This window comes from Myxococcaceae bacterium JPH2 (assembly GCA_016458225.1).
Lineage (GTDB): Bacteria > Myxococcota > Myxococcia > Myxococcales > Myxococcaceae > Citreicoccus.
The window spans coordinates 35,002-49,968 of record JAEMGR010000002.1; the positions used below are offsets into that span (position 1 = coordinate 35,002).

Annotated in this window: 15 protein-coding genes; 6 read left to right on the plus strand and 9 right to left on the minus strand. The window is 70.1% G+C overall.

Annotation, left to right across the window (positions count from 1 at the left end; translation table 11 throughout):
• The first annotated feature begins 88 nt into the window (after positions 1-88).
• From JGU66_04570 to JGU66_04585, 4 genes are all read left to right on the plus strand, one after another.
• Positions 89-2,737, plus strand: a complete 2,649-nt coding sequence (locus JGU66_04570) for an MMPL family transporter (GenBank protein MBJ6760026.1) — start codon at positions 89-91, stop codon at positions 2,735-2,737.
• Positions 2,738-2,819: 82 nt separating this feature from the next.
• On the plus strand, positions 2,820-3,419 hold the full coding sequence (locus JGU66_04575) for an MXAN_6521/LA_1396 family lipoprotein (protein MBJ6760027.1): 600 nt from the start codon (positions 2,820-2,822) through the stop codon (positions 3,417-3,419).
• Positions 3,420-3,430: 11 nt separating this feature from the next.
• Positions 3,431-3,916: an MgtC/SapB family protein gene (locus JGU66_04580; GenBank protein MBJ6760028.1), complete on the plus strand. Its 486-nt coding sequence runs from the start codon at positions 3,431-3,433 to the stop codon at positions 3,914-3,916.
• 403 nt (positions 3,917-4,319) lie between these two features.
• A complete protein-coding gene (locus tag JGU66_04585) occupies positions 4,320-5,627 on the plus strand; it encodes a hypothetical protein (GenBank protein ID MBJ6760029.1) in 1,308 nt (435 codons plus the stop codon).
• A 6-nt stretch (positions 5,628-5,633) separates the two neighbouring features.
• Here the strand turns inward: JGU66_04585 and JGU66_04590 are convergent, their stop codons facing one another.
• The 9 genes from JGU66_04590 to JGU66_04630 all read right to left on the minus strand — a co-directional run bounded on the left by JGU66_04590 (position 5,634) and on the right by JGU66_04630 (position 12,998).
• Entirely contained in the window at positions 5,634-5,984 is a 351-nt protein-coding gene (locus JGU66_04590; GenBank protein ID MBJ6760030.1) for a DUF2171 domain-containing protein, read from the minus strand.
• Positions 5,985-6,083: 99 nt separating this feature from the next.
• Entirely contained in the window at positions 6,084-7,910 is a 1,827-nt protein-coding gene (ptsP, locus tag JGU66_04595; GenBank protein MBJ6760031.1) for a phosphoenolpyruvate--protein phosphotransferase, read from the minus strand.
• A 40-nt stretch (positions 7,911-7,950) separates the two neighbouring features.
• The gene (locus tag JGU66_04600; protein ID MBJ6760032.1) at positions 7,951-8,229 is read right to left on the minus strand and encodes an HPr family phosphocarrier protein; all 279 of its coding nucleotides are present in this window, start codon (positions 8,227-8,229) and stop codon (positions 7,951-7,953) included.
• 26 nt (positions 8,230-8,255) lie between these two features.
• Entirely contained in the window at positions 8,256-9,017 is a 762-nt protein-coding gene (locus JGU66_04605) for a PTS system mannose/fructose/sorbose family transporter subunit IID (protein ID MBJ6760033.1), read from the minus strand.
• 17 nt (positions 9,018-9,034) lie between these two features.
• Positions 9,035-9,751, minus strand: a complete 717-nt coding sequence (locus JGU66_04610) for a PTS sugar transporter subunit IIC (GenBank protein MBJ6760034.1) — start codon at positions 9,749-9,751, stop codon at positions 9,035-9,037.
• A 4-nt stretch (positions 9,752-9,755) separates the two neighbouring features.
• Positions 9,756-10,241: a PTS sugar transporter subunit IIB gene (locus tag JGU66_04615; GenBank protein ID MBJ6760035.1), complete on the minus strand. Its 486-nt coding sequence runs from the start codon at positions 10,239-10,241 to the stop codon at positions 9,756-9,758.
• A 33-nt stretch (positions 10,242-10,274) separates the two neighbouring features.
• Positions 10,275-10,697 (minus strand): PTS sugar transporter subunit IIA, encoded by a 423-nt coding sequence (locus JGU66_04620; GenBank protein ID MBJ6760036.1) that lies wholly within the window; start codon positions 10,695-10,697, stop codon positions 10,275-10,277.
• 362 nt (positions 10,698-11,059) lie between these two features.
• Positions 11,060-11,980, minus strand: a complete 921-nt coding sequence (locus tag JGU66_04625) for an NAD+ kinase (GenBank protein MBJ6760037.1) — start codon at positions 11,978-11,980, stop codon at positions 11,060-11,062.
• Between the two features lie 13 nt (positions 11,981-11,993).
• Positions 11,994-12,998, minus strand: coding sequence for an SPFH domain-containing protein (locus JGU66_04630; GenBank protein ID MBJ6760038.1), 1,005 nt, complete (start codon positions 12,996-12,998; stop codon positions 11,994-11,996).
• 404 nt (positions 12,999-13,402) lie between these two features.
• Between JGU66_04630 and JGU66_04635 the strand changes: the two genes are divergently transcribed.
• On the plus strand, positions 13,403-14,116 hold the full coding sequence (locus JGU66_04635; GenBank protein ID MBJ6760039.1) for a metallophosphoesterase family protein: 714 nt from the start codon (positions 13,403-13,405) through the stop codon (positions 14,114-14,116).
• A 70-nt stretch (positions 14,117-14,186) separates the two neighbouring features.
• Complete coding sequence (locus tag JGU66_04640; protein MBJ6760040.1) at positions 14,187-14,963, plus strand: hypothetical protein; 777 nt, start codon at positions 14,187-14,189, stop codon at positions 14,961-14,963.
• The last annotated feature ends 4 nt before the right edge of the window (positions 14,964-14,967 follow it).

The following is a 14,967-nucleotide window of genomic DNA, read 5'->3' on the forward strand; positions in this document are numbered from 1 at the left end:
CCTCCTTCCGGGCCCGCGCCCAGGGGGCAGACAGGCACTGGGGCTTCGGCTTCCGGGCGGCGGCGTTTGCCGCTAGGGTCGCGCGGCCATGAGCAGCGCTCCTTCCTCGCATCCCCCGCCCCGACTGGCCGTCGCTTACGCCGAGCTGCTGGTCAAACGTCCCGGAACCGTGATGACCGTGCTGCTGTTGCTGCTCGGTCTGGCGCTCTGGGGCACATCCAAGCTCACCATCAACTCGAACCAGCTCGACCTCATCTCCCAGGACCTCCAGGAGGTGAAGGACGTCAAGCGCGTCATCGACATGGTGGGCGGCAGCGGCTTCTTCATGGTCGCCCTGCGCGGCGATGACGAGGTCGCGCTCAAGCGCGTCGCGGACGACCTGGCCGCGAAGATCGCCGCGGACAAGCAGAACGCGCGCTCGGTCACGTACAAGATTCCCGTCGAGTTCGTGCAGCAGAACATGGTCCTCTTCGTGAAGACCGAGGACCTGGCCGAGGGCAAGCGCCGCATCATGGCCTTCCTCAAGGATCAGATCCGCCGCAACAACCCGTTCTACATCGAGATCAAGAAGACGGAGCCGGTGAAGCTCGACCTGGCGGACCTCATCGCCAAGTACTCCAGCGTCGGCAACAAGAGCATCGCGGACGACTACTACATCTCGCCGGACCGCAAGCTGTTGCTGCTCCTCATCAAGCCGATGTGGGACACCAACCAGATTGGCCAGACGAAGACGTACGTGGAGAAGCTGCGCAAGGACCTGGCCGAGTACTCGAACACGAACCCGGCCGGCACGCAGCTCGTGGAGGACTACTACAAGATGGGCGACTCGAAGACGGTCGCCTATGGCTTCACGGGTTCCTACAAGACGGCGGTGGATGACTCGTACGCCATCGAGGAGTCGCTGGAGCCGGTGACCATCATCGCGCTCCTGGCCATCTTCGCCATCACCATCGTGTTCTTCCGCAAGTGGGCGCCCACGCTCATCGTCGTCACCGGCACGGTGGCGGGCACGCTCTACACGCTGGGCTTCACGTACCTGGTGGTGGGCGAGCTGAACATGATCACCTCCATCCTGGGCGGCATCCTGATGGGGTTCGGCATCGACTACGGCATCCACTTCATCTTCCGCACGCGCTTGGAGTTGGGCGCGGGCAAGACATACGACGTGGCCATCCGCGACGCGGTCATCAACGCGGGGCGCCCGGCGCTGGTGTCCGCGGTGGTGGTGGCCGGCTCGTTCTTCGTGCTGATGGTCAGCGAGTTCCGCGGCTTCAGCCAGTTCGGCTTCCTGGCCGGCTGCGGCACCCTGTTCCTGGGCTTCACGCTCTTCTCGTGGTGCCCGGCGCTGCTCGCGATGGCGGGCCGCCGCAACCCGGAGCTGCCCAAGAAGCTCATCGGCGTGATGGCGCCGCCGCCGGTCAACAGCAAGTCCGGCGCCGAGCTGCGCATCCCGCGCCCCGGGCTGGTGCTGGCCGTGGGCTGCGTCATCGTCGCCGTCGTGTGCGCGTGCGCCTTCCCGTGGAAGGCGGGCGAGGTGAAGGACGGGATGTCCTTCTGGGAGCGCCTGCCGCACGGCGTGGGCTTCAACTACAACACCCGCGCGCTGATGCCGGCGAACCAGCCGTCCGTGGTGCTGCAGGATGAAATCAACCTGCGCTTCAAGATCGCCAGCGATCCGCTCGCCATCTACACGAAGGACCTGGCGGAGACCGAGGCGCTGTACCAGGAGCTGACGAAGGACCCGAAGAAGCGCCCGGCCATCTCCCAGGTGATGAGCCTCTTCACCTTCGTGCCCCCGGCGGAGATCGCCCAGGCCAACGCGAAGATTCTCCAGGAGTGGCAGGACGAGCTGAAGGACATCGACGTCGCCTCGCTGCCTCCGGAGACGCAGGACAAGGCCGCGACGTTCATGAAGATGCTCCAGGCGCGCCCGTTCGACGTGAACGGCGTGCCGGAAATCTACGCCACGCAGTTCCGTCACCTGCCCAGCACGAAGGTGGAGAACCACGGCTACCTCACGTTCATCTACCCGAGCGTGGACCTGTGGGACGGCAAGCAGATGCTCCAGTTCGCGGACCAGACGCGCTCCATCAAGGCGATGGTGACGCCGGGCAAGTACACGAACGGCCCGGTGGGCGCGCCGGTGGAGAAGGAGTTCCGCGCCGCGGGTGCCACGCAGCTCTACGCCAGCCTGGCGCGCATGGTGCTCAAGGACGCGAAGCTCACGGTCATCCTCACCGCGCTGTGGATCCTCGTGATGCACTTCGCCGACTTCCGCAACGCGAAGCTGGCGCTGGCGTCCGTCATCCCGCTGACGGTGGGCCTGGGCATGATGATGGGCTTCATGGCGCTCGTGGACCTGCGCCTGAACTTCATGAACATCATCATCCTCCCCATCCTGCTGGGCTTCGGCGTGAGCCACGGCCTCTACCTGCTGCACCGCTTCCTGGAGGGCACCTCGCCCCTGGTGGCGCTGCGCAGCGTGGGCGCGGCGGTGGCCTCGTCCACGCTCACCGCGGTGGCGGGCTTCGCGGCGCTGCTGGTGGCCAGCCACCACGGCCTGCGCTCCATGGGCATGGTGGCCTGCATTGGCCTCATCACCACGCTGCTGGTGTCCTTCACGGTGCTCGCGGCGGTGATGCAGCTCATGCATGACAAGCGGCAGCGTGACGAGGCGCGCGCGAAGGACTCCGGGTCCGTCGCGGGCGGTGACGCCTCCGAGACCCGCGCGGCCTAGGCCGGCCCCGACACGGATTCGGATACGACCCGCGCGCTCGCCAACCGGGCGCGCGGGGACGCAGGGAGAGGGAAACATCATGATGATGAAGCGACTGGGGCCCGTGCTGGGCCTGCTGGTGCTGGCGGGCTGTGCCTCCACGGTGAAGAGCCAGCGGCTGCGCGACGACTACGCGCAGGTGGACCGGCTCCAGGTGAAGCGGCTGGCGGTGGTGACGCAGCCCCTGCCCGACGACAAGGCCGAGGTGGGCGAGCTGTGGAGCCTCATCGCGCGCCAGTGGGTGAACCAGAACCGCGACTTCCTCGTGAAGAGCAACGTGGCGCTGCCGGGCCAGCCCGCGGACGCGGCCTTCCGTGAGCAATGCGTCGAGGGCATCGAGGGCGTGCTGTGGCTGTCCCCGCAGGTGAAGCGCGTGGGAGACGGCGTGGAGGCGGCGGTGAAGGCGCAGCTGTTGCGCTGCCGGGATGGCCAGGAGGTATGGGCCGTCGAGTCCGCGGGGAGCTGGGGCTCGAAGGACGCGAAGTACGTGGAGCGCACCGAGCAGTACGTGCAGCAGTTCGGGCCGAGCGTGGAGCCGTACGTCGTCCCCTCGTACAAGCTCTTGGTGGCCACGCTGGAGACGTTGCCCAATCCCGAACTGACGGACGCGGACAAGGACGAGAAGATCGACCTGGGGGAGTAGCCTTCCCCTTCGTGGACACGCGCACCATCGTCTTCCGGCTGGCTCTGGCCTCCGTGCTCGGGGGCGTCCTGGGCTTCGAGCGCGAGGTGAGCGGCCAGAACGCCGGGCTGCGCACGCACATGATTGTCGCGCTCGGCTCGTGCTGCTTCACCCTGGCCAGCATCTTCACCGAGGTGAGCCTGGGTGAAGGCGTGCTGCCCCAGGGCACGCGGGCGGACATCAGCCGCATCGCCAGCCAGGTGGTGGTGGGCATCGGCTTCCTGGGCGCGGGCGTCATCCTGCGCCAGGGCGGCACGGTGACGGGGCTCACCACCGCGGCGAACCTGTGGCTCACGGCCTCGGTGGGGATGACCTCGGGCATGGGCTTCTACGCCGCGGCGGGCGGCACCGTGGGACTCGCCCTGCTGTCCCTCGTCGCGCTGCGCCCGGTGGAGCGCGCCATCCTCCGCTATCGCGTGAAACAGGGGCGCACGCCCGTGCCGCCCTTGGACGACTGATTCCACCAGCAGTGCGCCTGCCACCTGCTAGCTTCCAGCCCCTTCACGGGGTTCACGGAGCAGGAGCCAGATGCGCGGGTTGCGACTGGGGGGACTGGCGATACTCGGGTGGATGCGCGACGGCTGGCGCTGGCTGGCATTGGGAGCAGGCGCGTTCGCGCTCTCAGCCGTGGTGCGCTGGAACTGGCTGCATGCCCACTTCGGCGCGCTCGTGACGGGCGTGCTGCCGGACGACGCGTTCTACTACTTCGAGATTGCCCACCGCGTCTGGGCGGGCCAGGGCGTGACGTTCGACGGGACGGCGCCGGCCACGGGGCTGCACCTGCTGTGGCTGGGCCTCCTGCTTCCGCTCTTCGCCTTCCACCCCGCGGGCAGCACCGAGCCCGTGGTGGCCTCGCTGTGGCTGGCCACGGCGCTGATGGCCGTGGCCTCCACGCTGGTGGCGCGCATCGCGTGGAAGTGGGCGAAGCGCTGGGACCTGGCCGTGGCCGTGGGCGCGTGCCTGACGGTGAACCCCTGGGTGGTGCGCGAGACACTCAACGGCCTGGAGACAGCGCTCGCGCTGGCCTTGCTGGCCGCCAGCGTGCTGGGCCTGATTCGCTACACCGAGGCCCCCTCGCGAGCGCGCGCCGTGGCGCTGGCGGGACTGCTGGTGCTCACGCTGCTGGCGCGCTCGGATGCGCTGGTCATCCTGGCGCCCGCGTGCGCGGTGCTGCTCATGCGCCGCGCGTGGTGGCGCGACGCGGCGGTGGTGGCGGGGGGAGCGGGGGCCGGCGTTGCGGCGCTGAGCCTGCTCAACTGGGTGCGCACCGGCGCCTTCCTCCAGAGCAGCGCCACCGCCGTCCCGTGGCTCTTCCACGCCAACTGGAGCCGCGTCCATCCCGAGGCGGGCGCGGCCCAGGCACGAGCGCACGGCTGGGAAGTCTTCCTCCACGCGCTGGACTCCACCGAGGTGTTCCTGGGCGAGCCCCTCGTCCACCTCCTGTTGCTCTGCACCGCCGGGCTCGTCGCGACCGCGCTGGGCCACGCGGTGCTGCGGCGCGCGCTGTCGCTGGAGACGGCGCTGCCCGCCACGGTGCTCGTGGGGCTGGGCGCGGGCCTGCTGGCGCTGCACTTCATCCACGGCTACGTGCGGTGGCTGCCGCGCCCCTGGTACTTCGTCCCGAGCGCGCTGCTGGTGTGTCTGGCCCCCGCGGCGCTCGCGCGGCTGTGGCAGGACGGGGGCGCGGCGCGGGCCTCGCTGGCGGGGGTGCTGCTCCTGGGCGCGACGACCCTGACGATGGGCCGCGACCTGGAGCGCCTGCGCGTGCAGCGCGATGTCCCCAGCTATCCCTGGCAGGCGGAGATGCTGACCACGGGCCTCGCCATCGTTGAACGGCTGCCCGAGGGCGCCGTGGTGGGCGCGTTCAACGCGGGCATCATCGCCTACGTCACGCCGCAGACGGTGGTGAACCTGGACGGCGTGGTGAACGAGGACGCGGCACGCGCGCTGAAGCGGCACGCGCTCTGGGCCTACATGCGCGAGCGCCACCTGGAGTACCTCGCGGACTACCCCGCCATGTGGCGCCCCAGCGAGTTCATCCACTGCAGTTGGCCCTACTGGGGAGGCACGCCGCCCCTGCCCCAAGAGCTGTTCCGCGTGGACTTTCCCGGGCTGGGCTGGCCCTCGCCCAACGACGCCATCGTCGTGGCGAAGCTGCCCGAGTCCTGAAGCGCCTCACGTGTCCGAGCGCGGCGACGGCGAGCCCGTGGCGCGCTTGAAGGCGCCCGTCAGCTCATGGACGAAGCGCCGAGGCCGCCCCCAGCCCAGCCAGTGGAGGCGGCCCGCCCAGCGGCTCTTGAGGTCGCCGGGCAGCGAGGGAGGCAGGCTCGCCAGGTCCTTGCCCAGGTACACGTCGTCGCCGTCGACGGCCGTCACCTCGGACCACGGCAGGGGGTGGTCTCGACCGCACGGGGCCCCTTCCTCCAAGGTCATCCCGCGCGCGTCCACGGAGACGATGTCTCCCAGCCGCTCGCCATCCCGGTCCCGCACCGTCATGCCCGTCCGGATGTCCGCTGGCTTGGTCATGCCTCGCTCCCCCATCTCGGGAAGCTTGGCCATCCCGCGCGGTGGCGCGCAGGCGGTCCCCAAGGGCCGCCGAGGCAGCAAGGGTCCGCCTCCTCGGCGTCAGGACACCGGCTCGGACTCGGGTTCCGGCCTGGGCGCGTGGGCCGGCGAGGACAGCACCAGCTCCTCTCCGCCCGAGAACCGGCGCTCCATCTCCGCGCGGACGAAGCGCTCGATCTCCTCGGCGGTGGTCAGCTCCATGGCGCCCTCGAGCAGCTTGAGGGCCTCGGAGCGGTCCGCCCGGCGCAACAGTCGCTTCACCACCGGAATCTGCCCGGACGTCATGGACAGCTCGTCGAAGCCGAGCGCCAACAGCACCAGCGCGTAGAGCGGGTCGCCCGCCATCTCGCCGCACATGGACACGGGGATGTTGGCGGCCTTCGCCGCGCCCACGATGTCGCGCAGCATGCGAAGCACGGACAGGTGCAGCGGCCGGTAGAGGTACGCCACCTCGCGGTTCTGCCGGTCGATGGCCATCGAGTACTGGATGAGGTCGTTGGTCCCCACCGAGAAGAAGTCCGCCTCCTGCGCCAGACGGTCGGCGATGACCGCGGCGCTCGGCGTCTCCACCATGATGCCCACCGGGAAGCGCTTGCCCACGGGCACGCCCGCGCGGCCCAGCGCCGTGCGACACGCCTCCAGCTCACTGCGCGCCTCGCGCAGCTCGCTGACGCCGCAGATGAGCGGGAACATGAGCCGCAGGTTCCCATGCACGCTGGCGCGCAGCAGCGCGCGGAGCTGCACGCGGAACAGCTCGCGGTTGGCCAGGCAGTAGCGGATGGCCCGCAGGCCCATGGCCGGGTTGGGTTCCTTCTCGTGCTTCGTCTTGCCGGGGACCTTGTCGCCGCCCAGGTCCAGCGTGCGGATGGTGACGGGACGGCCGCCCATCGCCTCCAGCACCTGCTTGTAGGCGCGGTAGTGCTCCTCTTCCGTGGGCGCGGTCTTCCGGTCCAGGAACATGAACTCGGTGCGGTACAGGCCAATGCCCTCCGCGCCGTGCGCCAGGAGCGACGGGATCTCCTCCAGGAACTCCATGTTGCCGTTGAGACGGATCCGGAAGTGGTCCGTGCTCACCGCCGGCAGGTCCTTGGTGGCCAGCGCGAGCTGCTCGCTCTCGTGGTAGCGCCGCTGCTCCTCGCGGAACAGGGCGAGCTGATCCTCCGTGGGGTTCACCAGCAGCAGGCCCCGGATGCCATCCAGCGCTACCAGGTCGCCGGGAGAAATCTGCTCGCTGGCACGGCCCGCGCCCACCACGGCGGGCGTCTCGCGGGCTCGCGCGACGATGGCGGTGTGGCTCGTCTGGCCGCCCAGGTCGGTGACGAAGCCCGCCACCCGTCCGCTGCGCGCCATGAGGGACGCGTCCGCGGGGGACAGGTCATGCGCCACGACGATGGCCTCGGCGGGGACCTCCACCTCCTCGTCCACCACCTGGCCCATCAGGTTGCGGATGATGCGGTCCGCGACGTAGTCCACGTCCGAGCGGCGCTCCCGGAAGTACTCGTCCGGGATGTTGTCGAACAGGTGTTTGATCTTCCGCGCCGTGCGCCGCACCGCCCACTCGGCGTTGATGCGGTCCTCGACGATGAGCCGGTTGACCTCGTCCACGAGCATGGGGTCGTGGAGCATCAGCCGGTGCGCCTCCAGGATGAGCGCGTGGTCGCTGCCCTCCGTGCGCGTGATTTGTTCCTTCAACTCGGCGAGCTGACGGTCCGACAGGTCGATGGCCGTCTTCATCCGCATCCGCTCGGGCTCCACCTCCGCCTCGGCGAGGCGGAGCTTGGGCGTGCGGATGCGCTTGCGATCCAGGATGAAGGCGTGCCCCACCGCGATGCCGGGGGAGGCACCGATGCCCGTCAACTTCAGCGTGGGGGTGGCCTGGCTGCTCACGAATCCTTCTTCACCGGGGGTTGAACCGCATTCTCTCCTGTTATTTCGACTCTCCAAAACGATCGGCGATGAGCTTCGCCAACTCCTGGAGACACGGGTCAGCGTCGTCGCCCTTACAGGTGAGCTTCACCTGGGTGCCCTGGGCGGCCGCCAGCATCAGGACGCCCATGATGGACTTGGCGTTGGCCCGCTGCCCCTGGGCCTCGATGGTGACGTCGCTCTTGAAGCGGTTGGCCACCTTGACCATCTGCGCCGCCGCCCGGGCGTGCAGCCCCAGGGCATTGATGATCTCGTAGGTGCCTTCGGCCACGGTAGACATCGAGACTCCCACCTCTCTTCTGCTTTCTAGAGAAATGCGCCCGCCGCGCACGCGAGTCCCGCGGCGAGATAGAGCACCACGTAGTTGGGCACCCGTCGGGTGACGAGCACATAGGATGCGATGCCGAGCGCCAGGCACCCGGCCGCGAGGAAGGGCGCGTTCTCGCCTCCCGCCGCGGCGCCGAAGCTGACCGCCAGCCACGCCGCCAGTCCACCGGCACTGGCGGCGGCCACCGCGCGCAGCCGAGCGCCCTTGGTGGGCAGGTTCACCCGGGCCACCGCCTCCACCAGCCGGTCTCCCAGGAACAGCCCCAGCCAGTACAGCCGCACGCGCAGCAGCACGTGCACCAGGTTGTAGAGCACCAGGAAGAGGGCCACCGCCCACACGCCCAACAGCGGCACCAGCGTGGCGCACACCGCGCCCACCGCCGGCTTGAGCGACAGCCAGAAGAAGCCGTCTCCCAGCGCGGCCAGCGGCCCCATCAGCGCGGCCTTGAAGGCCACCACCCGGTCCGGCGACTCCTCGCCTCGGGCGATGCGCTGCTCGTGGTTCACCACGCCGCCCACGATGGCCGCCGCCACATAGGGGTGCGTGTTGAAGAAGACGAGGTGGCGGCGCACGGCCTCCTCGCGCGCGGGCCCGGCGGGATACAGCCGCTCCAGCGCGGGATAGACGGCGTAGGCCAGCCCCAGGTTCTGCATGCCCTTGGGGTTCCACGAGGCCTGGAGGAAGAGCGAGCGCAGGAACACCCGCAGCAGCACGTGCGCCGGCAGCGAGGCGTCTCGCACGGTGGCCGCGGAGGTGCTCACTGCAGCCCCTGCCGGTTGAGCAGCACCAGGACCGCCGTCACCACCGCCGCCGCGAGCCCGGCGTACAGCGGCGCGCGCTTGGCGTGGCTCCCTTGCGCCGCGATGGCCGCCGCCACGGAGGCCATGGCCGGATAGGCCCACGCCAGCCCGCGCACCAGCCGGTTGGGCAGCGCCACCATGACCGGCTCCAGGAAGAAGCCCGCCAGGGCGCACGCGGCGGTCACCGAGCCGTAGAGGAAGAAGTGCGGCCAGATGCCCCACAGGTTCTGCCGCATCGCGCGCTGGAGGTTGCCCTTCTCCGCCGAGGACAGCGCCACCCGCGCGAGCCGCGCCGAGTAGCCCTCCATCAGCCGATCCATCCGCCGCCCCACCCGCCCCAGCCCGATGAACACCAGCACCGAGAGCGACCAGATGGCGGGCGTGGAGCCCGCGCCCGTGGCCAGCGTCAACGTGGCCGCCGCGGCCGAGGTGCCCGTGGCCACCAGCGTGTCGTTGTCCGGGAGCGCGGCGCCCAGGTTGGCGGTGCCCAGGTAGAACAGCTCGAGGAGCATGCCCACCGCGAGGCCGCTCGCCACGTCGCCCAGGAGTCCGCCCATGAAGGTGGCGGCCACCAGCGGGCGCGCGAGCATGGCTTGGAGGAAGGCCTTGCGCTCGACGGCCACCACGCCGCCCCACAGCCCCGCGAGCGCGACCTGGGTCCACCCCACGCTCACGGGCTCACCCCGCCTTCGCCCAGCGCTCGGTCAGGTCCGGCAGCGCCACCGGCTTCTCCACCGGCACGGCGCGGGCCTCCACGCGCACCCCGCGCTCGGAGAGCTGCTGGAGCGTCTGAAGTTCCGCCTCCGCGAGGAACACCGAGGGCGACACCTGCCGCCGCCCGGTGCCGAAGTGCACGTTGCCCAGGTTCAGCTCCTCCAGGGCCAGGCCGTGCGCGTACGCCAGGGGCACGCTCGCCACGTCCCGCAGCAGCACCAGCGTCTTCACGCCGTCTCGGGAGAGCGCCGCGAAGTCCACTTGCGACAAGGGGAGGATCTGCACCTCGATGGCGCTTTGCACCGCCAGCGCCATGGCCGCGCGGATCAGAGGACTGGAGGCCGCCTCATCGTCCGCCACCACCACGCGGGACACCTTGAGGTAGGGCAGCCAGGCCTCGACGACCTGACCGTGGATGAGGCGGTTGTCGACGCGGACCAGGGTGATCACAGCGGACTCGAATCGCCCACGTGCGTGGGTCCGTCAAGTTCGCGGCTGCTGTTGGGCCTCGCGAAGCAGGGCGGATGCACAGGTGATGTTGCGCTGGCCGTAGGAAGCCAGCTGGTTGGCCATTTCCGGGAGGGAGAGCTGCTCGGAGCGAAGGGAGTTGGCCTTGAGGAGCATGGGGAGGTTGACGCCCGCCAGCACCTCCAGGTTCATCCGCTGACACATCATCAGCGACTCCTTACAGGGCGTACCTCCGAAGAGGTCGGCCATCAGGATGACGCCGTCCCCCTCGTCCACGCGGCGCACCGCGTCCTTCATCTTCACCCGCAGGTCCTCGACGGACGTGCCCGGCTCGATGTTGCAGGTTGCCACCGCGGGCAACTTGCCCACGATCTGTTCGGCGGTGGCCACCAGCTCCTCCGCGAGACGCCCGTGCGATGCGATGACGAGGCCGACCATGTTCGACTCCTGACCAACCCCCCGGAGGCTGCGTCCTACGCCTGAACGCCGCATTGCGCAACCCCGGCGAAAGTTTCCGCCTTCAGCCTTGTGCCTGAGTCAGACCCTTGGTCCCAAGGTAAGGCGGCCCTGCCCACCATGCCTGGATTTTCAGGCCCGGGAAAGCGACGGGATGTCGCCTGCCAGACGGGGAGCGGGGCGTGTCTCTCCCCATCCTGTCTGATGCCCGTGCGACTTGCGAGATGCTTGCGGATCGCGCCCGCCCGCCGTCCGGTTCCCCACCTGGGAAGCAGGCGCGGGTCCTCTCCGCCGCACGGATCGCGGGTCAGCCGGGCCCCATGCCGGACGCGTCCGAACCGACCTCAAGCCGCCACCAGCCGCGCGCACGCGTCCGAGGGACGGATGCGAGCGGTGGCGCCCGCGCCGAAGGCGAGGAAGTCGTCCTCCATGCCGTCGCCGAAGATGACGCCCCCTTGCGGCATGCGCGACTCGAGCACCAGCTCCTGCTGGGTCGTGACGATGCCGCCCACGATGTCCGCGCTGGAGTGGCGGCTGATGAAGGGCTCGCGCACCACGAACGCCAGCCGGGGCGCCTCCCACGTCAACTTCCACGGCGTCCCCGGCACGCCCCCTGTTTGAGCGGTGAGGCTCCGCGCCAACGTGAAGACCGAGGACAGCCAGCCGCTCGCGCCCGCGCCCGTGGACACGAGCACGCCGCTGGAGGACTGGGACTCGCGCTTCCCTGCGTGCTGGAGCTGGTAGCGCGCCGATACGTGCGTCCGCGCGCCGATGAACAAGTCGTTGAACGCGCGCAGCCGCTGCCCGTCTCCCAGCACCGCTTCCGCCAACCGCACCCGACGGTAGCTCGCCGTGTCCTCGAGCACGCGAGCCACCGCGCCGCGCGCCTTGTTCGGGAGGAAGGGCAACAGCACGCCGTCGAAGCGCTCGGGATCCGGGTTCACGCCCACGAGCGGCTGCTCCCCCACGTACTTCGCCACGTTCGCCACCAGCCCGTCCTGCCCCAGCGTCACCACCACTTCCTTGCCCGTGAAGAGGAAGGTGGGCACCAGCGCGCGGTCCACCTGCTGCACGGGCAAGCCCAGCTCCAGCGCGCCGCGCAGCGCCTCCACCGCGCGGCGGTAGGCGGCGTCCTCCGCCTCGAAGTCCGCGAAGTCCTGCCCCGCGCGCTCCACGTAGAACTTCGCCTGCTTGCGCGTGTTGAAGCGCACCACCAGGTCCGCCAGCCGCGTCTTGCGCGTGACGAGCACCACCTTCTCGAACATGACGCCCTCCCCTCTAGCGTTCGCGGCCCGCCGGAGCGCCTTCCGTGCGCCGGCCCTTCCCCGCCGTGCCCGGCGTCAGCAGCGCCTGGAGCAAGTCGGGCGACACGTTGAGTTCGCCGATGCGCTGCGCGTTCTCCGCCATCTCGCGGAAGGCCAGCGCGATGTTCGTCCCCGGGTCGCTGCCGCTGGCCGACGTGGCCATCAGCGTCTTCCAGTCCATGCCGCGCACCGGCGCCAGGCGCTTCTCCAGCGCGTAGGCCTGGGCGTCCGCCGCCTGCCGCTCGTTCTGGCTCCAGCGCTCCATCAGCGCCGAGCGCTGCTCCTCCACCGCGATGTCCGCCGACATGCGCGCCTCGCGAATCTGCCGCTGGCGCTCCTCCACCGCCAAATCCGTGGCCAGCTCGCTCTCGCGGATGCGGCGCTCCTGCTCCACCGCCGCGTTGCGCCGCGCATAGATGGCCTCATCCGCCTGTCGCTGCAGGCCCTCGCGCGCGTCGGCCTCCAGCGCTCGCGCCATCTCCGGCGTCGGCTGCGCGGACAGGAGCGAGAACCCCATCACCTCCACGCCCAACGCTCGCACGGACTCGGACTCCGCCAGCGCCGCGAGCACCTGCGCCTCGATGGACGCCGAGCGCACCAGCACCTCTCGCAGCAGCAGCGACTGCACCACCGTGCGCGCCCGCACCTGGGCCACCTGCACCAGCCGCTCCGGCAGCTTCTCCGGGTCCTCCGAGCGATGACGCCCCGTGGGCCCCAGTGAGTAGTCCAGCAGCGCCGCCAGCTTGCGCGGCTCCGCCACCCGGTACGTGAGCTGCCCCTGCAACGTCACCGCCTGGAAGTCCCGCGTCACTTCGTTGAACGCGAACGGCACGTCCGCGCTCGCCAACGGCACCGTCACCAACGTGGCCGACGGCTTCCAGTACAGGAACGACAGGCCCGCCCCCTCCCGCCGCACCTTCCCCGCCTGGAAGTGCATCACGTACGTCGTCGGCGCCGCCTTCATGTAGCCCAGGACCATCGTCTTCCCCCTTGCCCTTCATGTTCGTGTCTTGATGACACAATGTTAGTGTCAAATGAACACAAACGCAACACTTCGAGGCCCCGGTGATGCTGGAGTCCGGAGGATGGGAGGGGGGCGGCGGTCCCAGGGGACTGACGGCAGGCATCGGTCGGCTGGTCGGTCCCTGTCGATTGGCCTCCTGGGGCACGTGCCGCACTGTTGGGAGGACGGGAGGTGACGCGAGTGGAGCCGCGCCGGCACGAACGCCGGGCTGCCCTCAGGGGGAGGGACCGCGCGCTCGGGTGGATGGGAGTGTCACGTCACCGGGCGGCCGGTCGAGCCGCGCGGCACATCCTGGGACGTGGGAACCGGGCCGCTCGGGTCACGGTTGTTCCGCCCATGCCCGGACAGGAGGAGTCGTCATGCGCATCGCGGTGATCTCGGACCTCCATCTCGGCCGCCACGACACGGTGGACCCCTTCGGGCACGACGACTCCGTGTTCCTCCGCTTCCTGCGCTTCTTGGAGAGCAACTTCGAGCGCATCGTGCTGTTGGGGGACATCTACGAGACGCTGACCGCTCGGGCCCCGCGCCGGCAGGAGGCAGAGCTGGCGGCCGCGCGGGCGGCGCACCCCGAGCTGGTGCGGCGCTTCGCGGGCCCGCAGTACCACTACATCCACGGCAACCACGACCTGGTGGCGGGCCGCGTGCTCGGCGCTCCGGAGGAGCTGCTCCTCGAAGCGAACGGCGTGCGGATGCTGTTCACCCACGGGCACCGCCACGACTGGGTCATCCGCAAGGCGCGGTGGATCTCCGAGGCCTCGGTGTGGGCGGGGGCGTGGCTGAAACGGCTGCAACTGCGCGCCATGTTCCGCGCGCTCCAAGCGGTGGACCTGCGCCTGAGCGGCGCGCTGCCGGACCCAACGCGCTGCACGTTTCAGCGCTGGGCCATCGAGCGCGCGCACCAGCGCGAGGCGGACATCGTCGTCACCGGGCACACGCACCTGGGCCTGCGCGTGGAGCATGGAGACCGCCTCTTCCTCAACAGCGGCACCTGCTCGGAGGGACAGTTCTCGTTCCTCAGCCTCGACACGCGCGATGGCCAGTACGGCCTCCACACGTCGTGGGCGTGGTAGCGCGCAAGCGTCCGCCGGCGAGGTGCGATGAAGCGCGCCAGGAGCCGGGGCTCGGGGTAACCTCGGTGAGATGTTCAGGCGGCTTACCCATGCGCTTCGAAAGCTGTGGCGACCTCCGGACTCGGCTCCGAGCGCGCCGACTCCGACGACGGCGAGCACGCCGCAGCTCCGGACGAAAAAGAAGGCGAAGGGCCTCACGCGGCGACAGCGGCGCGCCAGCAAGGCCCCCCCAGAGCAGGCCCCGAGGACCCGCACGGCGACCCGGGCCCGCTTCTACGACCTCCATGACGACTTCCAGGTGCCCAGCCGCTGGGAGCTGGGCGATCCGCGCGACGCGAACGACCGCGAGGTGGGCGACGTGGGGATGTTCACCGCGGGCCGCGCCGTGGTGCCCCCAGGTCCGCTGAGCATCCCCACGGATCCGTTCGCGCGGCCGCTCGACTTCTCCCTCGCGGGCGCGGGCCTCACACCCGTGCTGCACGCGCGCGTGGCCGAAATCTTCCGAACGCTGGCCCCCGCGGACATCCAGCTCCTGCCCACGCGCGTGGAAGGCCAGCGCGACACGTACTTCATCCTCGTGGCCACCCGCCTCATCCGCTGCATCGACGAAGCGGCCTGCCAGGAGGCGCGGCGCTACACGGAGGAGGACGGGCTGCCCGAGAAGGTGGGCCAGTACCGGACCGTGCGCGGGCTGCGCATCGACCCGAGCCAGGTGGGCGACGCGCAGGTGTTCCGCCCGTGGGGCTACCCCGTCACGCTCATCGTTTCCGAGCGCCTGAAGCGCGCCCTGGAGAAAGCCGGCGTGAGCGGCCCGCGCTTCACCTGGGTGACGGGCGCGCGGACCTGAGGTT

Coding starts and splice junctions, on each gene's coding strand:
- JGU66_04635 (MBJ6760039.1), top strand. CDS start 13,403: ATGCGCATCGCGGTGATCTCGGACCTCCATCTCGGCCGCCACGACACG.
- JGU66_04600 (MBJ6760032.1), bottom strand. CDS start 8,229: ATGTCTACCGTGGCCGAAGGCACCTACGAGATCATCAATGCCCTGGGG.
- JGU66_04590 (MBJ6760030.1), bottom strand. CDS start 5,984: ATGACCAAGCCAGCGGACATCCGGACGGGCATGACGGTGCGGGACCGG.
- JGU66_04575 (MBJ6760027.1), top strand. CDS start 2,820: ATGATGAAGCGACTGGGGCCCGTGCTGGGCCTGCTGGTGCTGGCGGGC.
- JGU66_04625 (MBJ6760037.1), bottom strand. CDS start 11,980: ATGTTCGAGAAGGTGGTGCTCGTCACGCGCAAGACGCGGCTGGCGGAC.
- JGU66_04620 (MBJ6760036.1), bottom strand. CDS start 10,697: ATGGTCGGCCTCGTCATCGCATCGCACGGGCGTCTCGCGGAGGAGCTG.
- JGU66_04630 (MBJ6760038.1), bottom strand. CDS start 12,998: ATGGTCCTGGGCTACATGAAGGCGGCGCCGACGACGTACGTGATGCAC.
- JGU66_04640 (MBJ6760040.1), top strand. CDS start 14,187: ATGTTCAGGCGGCTTACCCATGCGCTTCGAAAGCTGTGGCGACCTCCG.
- JGU66_04570 (MBJ6760026.1), top strand. CDS start 89: ATGAGCAGCGCTCCTTCCTCGCATCCCCCGCCCCGACTGGCCGTCGCT.